At 51.6% G+C, this 6307-nt stretch carries 8 protein-coding genes; all 8 read left to right on the plus strand.

Annotated features, from left to right (window positions below; all coding sequences use genetic code 11):
* The first annotated feature begins 20 nt into the window (after positions 1-20).
* The gene (locus ACTJI7_RS22325) at positions 21-743 is read left to right on the plus strand and encodes a helix-turn-helix transcriptional regulator (RefSeq protein ID WP_014885489.1); all 723 of its coding nucleotides are present in this window, start codon (positions 21-23) and stop codon (positions 741-743) included.
* A complete protein-coding gene (tusD, locus tag ACTJI7_RS22330; protein ID WP_063155644.1) occupies positions 743-1129 on the plus strand; it encodes a sulfurtransferase complex subunit TusD in 387 nt (128 codons plus the stop codon). The genes ACTJI7_RS22325 and tusD overlap by 1 nt, the downstream gene beginning before the upstream one ends.
* On the plus strand, positions 1129-1488 hold the full coding sequence (gene tusC / locus ACTJI7_RS22335) for a sulfurtransferase complex subunit TusC (protein WP_028014639.1): 360 nt from the start codon (positions 1129-1131) through the stop codon (positions 1486-1488). The genes tusD and tusC overlap by 1 nt, the downstream gene beginning before the upstream one ends.
* Positions 1489-1495: 7 nt before the next feature.
* Complete coding sequence (tusB, locus tag ACTJI7_RS22340) at positions 1496-1783, plus strand: sulfurtransferase complex subunit TusB (protein ID WP_041911943.1); 288 nt, start codon at positions 1496-1498, stop codon at positions 1781-1783.
* 124 nt (positions 1784-1907) lie between these two features.
* Positions 1908-2282 carry a 30S ribosomal protein S12 gene (rpsL, locus tag ACTJI7_RS22345; protein WP_000246815.1) on the plus strand — a complete coding sequence of 125 codons (375 nt, stop codon included), beginning with the start codon at positions 1908-1910 and terminating at the stop codon, positions 2280-2282.
* Between the two features lie 96 nt (positions 2283-2378).
* A complete protein-coding gene (rpsG, locus tag ACTJI7_RS22350; protein ID WP_003861706.1) occupies positions 2379-2849 on the plus strand; it encodes a 30S ribosomal protein S7 in 471 nt (156 codons plus the stop codon).
* A 96-nt stretch (positions 2850-2945) separates the two neighbouring features.
* Entirely contained in the window at positions 2946-5060 is a 2115-nt protein-coding gene (gene fusA / locus ACTJI7_RS22355; RefSeq protein ID WP_028014637.1) for an elongation factor G, read from the plus strand.
* A gap of 69 nt (positions 5061-5129) precedes the next feature.
* Positions 5130-6307: elongation factor Tu (gene tuf / locus ACTJI7_RS22360; RefSeq protein WP_048957925.1), on the plus strand; the 1178-nt coding region annotated here is incomplete at its 3' end.

Here is a 6307-nt window from a genome sequence, read left to right on the forward strand (position 1 = left end):
TGAAAAGGAGTGTTTTTTTCATGTCCAGGTCGCTTTTAACCAACGAAACCAGTGAACTTGATTTGCTGGATCAACGTCCTTTTGACCAGACCGACTTCGATATTCTGAAATCCTATGAAGCGGTAGTGGACGGGTTAGCGATGCTCATTGGTTCCCACTGCGAAATCGTATTGCACTCCCTGCAAGATCTGAAGTGTTCCGCCATCCGCATTGCTAATGGTGAGCATACCGGCCGTAAAATTGGTTCGCCAATTACCGACCTTGCATTGCGTATGTTGCATGACATGACCGGCGCGGACAGCAGCGTCTCAAAATGTTATTTCACCCGCGCCAAAAGCGGCGTGCTGATGAAATCAGAAACCATCGCGATTCGAAATCGCGAGCATCGTGTGATTGGGCTGCTGTGCATCAACATGAACCTTGATGTGCCATTCTCGCAGATCATGAGCACCTTTATTCCGCCAGAAACGCCAGACGTTGGCTCTTCTGTTAACTTTGCCTCCTCCGTTGAAGATCTCGTCACGCAGACGCTTGAGTTCACCATTGAAGAGGTCAATGCTGACCGCAACGTATCGAACAACGCCAAGAATCGCCAGATCGTACTCAATCTCTACGAGAAAGGGATTTTCGACATTAAAGATGCCATCAACCAGGTGGCCGATCGTCTGAACATCTCCAAGCATACGGTTTACCTCTACATCCGTCAGTTCAAAAGCGGCGATTTCGTGGGGCAAGATAAGTAATGCGTTTTGCATTAATGGTGACGGGCCCGGCGTATGGGACTCAACAGGCCAGCAGCGCGCTGCAGTTTGCGCATGCGCTGCTGGCGGCCGGACACGAACTGGCGAGCGTCTTCTTCTATCGGGAAGGGGTGTATAACGCGAACCAGTTTACGTCGCCAGCGAGCGACGAATTTGATCTGGTCCGCGCCTGGCAGGCGTTAAATGAAAAGCAGGGCGTTGAGCTGCATATCTGCGTGGCGGCGGCGTTGCGTCGCGGCGTGACGGATGCAGCCGAAGCCGAGCGCCTGGGATTATCAGGCGCTAACCTGCAGCCTGGTTTTACGTTGAGTGGTCTGGGCGCATTGGCTCAGGCGACGTTAACCTGCGACAGAGTGGTGCAATTCTGATGAAGCGTGTGGCATTTGTTTTTACTTCTGCGCCGCATGGCAGCACCTCTGGCCGCGAAGGCCTGGATGCGCTGCTTGCAACATCGGCGTTAACAGAAGATATCGGTGTCTTCTTTCTGGGGGACGGCGTGCTTCAGCTTCTGGCCGGCCAACAGCCGCAGGCCATTCTGGCGCGCGACTACATCGCCACCTTCAAAGTGCTGCCGCTTTACGATATCGAAACCTGCTATGTCTGTGCCGACTCTTTAACGGCGCGCGGTTTAAGCGATAAGACGCCTTTTGTGCTGGATGTGACGACCTTACCTGCCGCAGCACTGCGTGAACAACTATCCCACTACGACACCATTCTGACTTTCTGAGGCTTCCATGCTCCATATTCTCAGCCATTCACCATGGCAATGTGATATCGACACGCTGTTGAGCATGTTGCGCGAAGGTGACGATCTGCTACTGATTCAGGATGGCGTGCTCGCTGCGCTTGAAGGCGGCCGTTTCGTTGAAATTCTCACGAATGCCCCCATAACGGTCTCAGCGCTGAAGGACGATCTGGATGCGCGGGGTCTTTCTGGTCAAATTTCAGCCAAAATTGACGTGGTTGGCTATACTGATTTCGTCAATCTTACTGTGACGCACGCCAGTCAAATGAACTGGTGATTTGAGATCGCTGTATATTTCTTGACACCTTTTCGACGTAGCCCTAAAATTTCGCGTCCTCATATTGTATGAGGTCGTTTTATTACGTGTTTACGAAGCAAAAGCTAAAACCAGGAGCTATTTAATGGCAACAGTTAACCAGCTGGTACGCAAACCACGTGCACGCAAAGTTGCAAAAAGCAACGTGCCTGCGCTGGAAGCCTGCCCGCAGAAACGTGGCGTATGTACTCGTGTATATACCACCACTCCTAAAAAACCAAACTCCGCACTGCGTAAAGTATGCCGTGTGCGTTTGACTAACGGTTTCGAAGTGACTTCCTACATCGGTGGTGAAGGTCACAACCTGCAGGAGCACTCCGTGATCCTGATCCGTGGCGGTCGTGTTAAAGACCTTCCGGGTGTTCGTTACCACACCGTTCGTGGTGCGCTGGACTGCTCAGGTGTTAAAGACCGTAAGCAGGCTCGCTCCAAGTACGGCGTGAAGCGTCCTAAGGCTTAATGGTTCTCCGTTAAGTAAGGCCAAACTGATTTATCTTAATGTCAAACTAAACTCGTAGAGTTTTGGACAATCCTGAATTAACAACGGAGTATTCCCATGCCACGTCGTCGCGTCATTGGTCAGCGTAAAATTCTTCCAGATCCGAAGTTCGGATCAGAACTGCTGGCAAAATTTGTAAATATCCTGATGGTAGATGGTAAAAAATCTACTGCAGAAGCAATCGTATACAGCGCGCTGGAGACCCTGGCTCAGCGTTCTGGTAAAAATGAACTGGAAGCTTTCGAAGTCGCTCTCGACAACGTTCGCCCAACTGTAGAAGTTAAGTCCCGCCGCGTTGGTGGTTCTACTTATCAGGTTCCAGTTGAAGTTCGTCCGGTTCGTCGTAATGCCCTGGCAATGCGTTGGATCGTTGAAGCTGCTCGTAAACGCGGTGATAAATCCATGGCTCTGCGTCTGGCGAACGAACTTTCTGATGCTGCAGAAAACAAAGGTACTGCAGTTAAGAAACGTGAAGACGTTCACCGTATGGCAGAAGCCAACAAGGCGTTCGCACACTACCGTTGGTAATCCCTTCGGAGTATTAGTCACCAGGCGGGCGCTTCAGAGAAGCTGCCCGCTCTGGGTAACTTAACTGAACGCCTAAAGAAACAAACGAGGAATCAAATGGCTCGTACAACACCCATCGCACGCTACCGTAACATCGGTATCAGTGCGCACATCGACGCCGGTAAGACCACTACTACCGAACGTATTCTGTTCTACACCGGTGTAAACCATAAAATCGGTGAAGTTCATGACGGCGCAGCCACCATGGACTGGATGGAACAGGAGCAGGAGCGTGGTATTACCATCACCTCCGCAGCGACTACTGCATTCTGGTCAGGTATGGCTAAGCAGTACGAACCGCATCGCGTAAACATCATCGACACCCCGGGCCACGTTGACTTCACCATCGAAGTAGAACGTTCCATGCGTGTTCTTGACGGCGCGGTAATGGTTTATTGCGCAGTTGGTGGTGTTCAGCCACAGTCTGAAACCGTATGGCGTCAGGCGAACAAATATAAAGTTCCACGCATCGCGTTCGTTAACAAAATGGACCGTATGGGTGCTAACTTCCTGAAAGTTGTTGGCCAGATCAAAACCCGTCTGGGCGCGAACCCTGTTCCGCTGCAGCTGGCAATTGGTGCTGAAGAAGGCTTCACCGGCGTTATCGACCTGGTGAAAATGAAAGCCATCAACTGGAACGATGCAGACCAGGGCGTTACCTTCGAATACGAAGATATCCCGGCTGAGATGCAGGACCTGGCTGACGAATGGCACCAGAACCTGATCGAATCCGCTGCTGAAGCTTCTGAAGAGCTGATGGAGAAATACCTGGGTGGTGAAGAACTGTCTGAAGAAGAGATCAAAAAAGCTCTGCGTCAGCGCGTTCTGAACAACGAAATCATCCTGGTAACCTGTGGTTCTGCGTTCAAGAACAAAGGTGTTCAGGCGATGCTGGATGCGGTAGTTGACTACCTGCCATCCCCGGTTGACGTTCCTGCGATCAACGGCATCCTGGACGACGGTAAAGATACTCCGGCTGAGCGTCACGCAAGTGATGACGAGCCGTTCTCTGCACTGGCGTTCAAAATTGCTACCGACCCATTCGTGGGTAACCTGACCTTCTTCCGCGTTTACTCTGGTGTGGTTAACTCTGGTGACACCATCCTGAACTCCGTGAAAGCGGCGCGTGAACGTTTTGGCCGTATCGTACAGATGCACGCTAACAAACGTGAAGAGATCAAAGAAGTTCGTGCGGGCGACATCGCTGCAGCTATCGGTCTGAAAGACGTGACCACTGGTGACACCCTGTGTGACCCGGATCACCCGATCATTCTGGAGCGTATGGAATTCCCTGAGCCGGTAATCTCCATCGCGGTTGAACCAAAAACCAAAGCTGACCAGGAAAAAATGGGTCTGGCTCTGGGCCGTCTGGCGAAAGAAGACCCATCATTCCGCGTATGGACTGATGAAGAATCTAACCAGACCATCATCGCTGGTATGGGTGAACTGCACCTGGACATCATCGTTGACCGTATGAAGCGTGAATTCAACGTTGAAGCGAACGTGGGTAAACCTCAGGTTGCTTACCGCGAAGCGATTCGCGCGAAAGTTACCGATGTTGAAGGTAAACACGCTAAGCAGTCTGGTGGTCGCGGTCAGTACGGTCACGTTGTGATCGACATGTACCCACTGGAGCCGGGCTCTAACCCGAAAGGTTACGAGTTCATCAACGACATCAAAGGTGGTGTAATTCCTGGCGAATACATCCCAGCCGTTGATAAAGGCATCCAGGAACAGCTGAAAGCGGGCCCTCTGGCTGGCTATCCGGTTGTTGACATGGGTATCCGTCTGCACTTCGGTTCTTACCACGACGTTGACTCCTCTGAACTGGCGTTTAAACTGGCTGCGTCTATTGCCTTTAAAGAAGGCTTTAAGAAAGCAAAACCAGTTCTGCTTGAGCCAATCATGAAGGTTGAAGTAGAAACTCCTGAAGAGAACACCGGTGACGTTATCGGTGACTTGAGCCGTCGTCGCGGTATGCTGCGTGGTCAGGAATCCGAAGTAACTGGCGTTAAGATCCACGCTGAAGTTCCGCTGTCTGAAATGTTCGGATATGCAACTCAGCTGCGTTCTCTGACCAAAGGTCGTGCATCATACACCATGGAATTCCTGAAGTATGATGATGCGCCTAACAACGTTGCTCAGGCCGTTATTGAAGCCCGTGGTAAGTAATCCACAGGATTAAAACCTAAGTCCCGTGCTCTCTCCAGAGGGGAGAGCACTATAGTAAGGAATATAGCCGTGTCTAAAGAAAAATTTGAACGTACAAAACCGCACGTCAACGTTGGTACTATCGGCCACGTTGACCATGGTAAAACTACCCTGACCGCTGCAATCACTACCGTTCTGGCTAAAACCTACGGTGGTTCTGCTCGTGCATTCGACCAGATCGATAACGCGCCAGAAGAAAAAGCTCGTGGTATCACCATCAACACCTCTCACGTTGAGTACGACACCCCGACTCGCCACTACGCACACGTAGACTGCCCAGGCCACGCCGACTATGTTAAAAACATGATCACCGGTGCTGCGCAGATGGACGGCGCGATCCTGGTTGTTGCTGCGACTGACGGCCCAATGCCTCAGACTCGTGAGCACATCCTGCTGGGTCGTCAGGTAGGCGTTCCTTTCATCATCGTGTTCCTGAACAAATGCGACATGGTTGATGACGAAGAGCTGCTGGAACTGGTAGAGATGGAAGTTCGTGAACTGCTGTCTCAGTACGATTTCCCGGGCGACGACACTCCAATCGTTCGCGGTTCCGCGCTGAAAGCGCTGGAAGGCGAAGCAGAGTGGGAAGCGAAAATCATCGAACTGGCTGGCTTCCTGGATTCTTACATCCCAGAACCAGAGCGTGCGATTGACAAGCCATTCCTGCTGCCAATCGAAGACGTATTCTCCATCTCCGGTCGTGGTACCGTTGTTACCGGTCGTGTAGAGCGCGGTATCATCAAAGTTGGTGAAGAAGTTGAAATCGTTGGTATCAAAGAGACTGCGAAGTCTACCTGTACTGGCGTTGAAATGTTCCGCAAACTGCTGGACGAAGGCCGTGCTGGTGAGAACGTTGGTGTTCTGCTGCGTGGTATCAAACGTGAAGAAATCGAACGTGGTCAGGTTCTGGCGAAGCCAGGCTCAATCAAGCCACACACCAAGTTCGAATCTGAAGTGTACATCCTGTCCAAAGACGAAGGCGGCCGTCATACTCCGTTCTTCAAAGGCTACCGTCCACAGTTCTACTTCCGTACAACTGACGTGACCGGTACCATCGAACTGCCAGAAGGCGTAGAGATGGTAATGCCAGGCGACAACATCAAGATGGTTGTGACTCTGATCCACCCAATCGCGATGGACGACGGTCTGCGTTTCGCAATCCGTGAAGGCGGCCGTACCGTTGGCGCGGGCGTTGTTGCTAAAGTTCT

It is taken from the genome of Enterobacter sp. 22499, from assembly GCF_052044815.1.
GTDB classification, from domain to species: Bacteria; Pseudomonadota; Gammaproteobacteria; order Enterobacterales; family Enterobacteriaceae; genus Enterobacter; species Enterobacter bugandensis.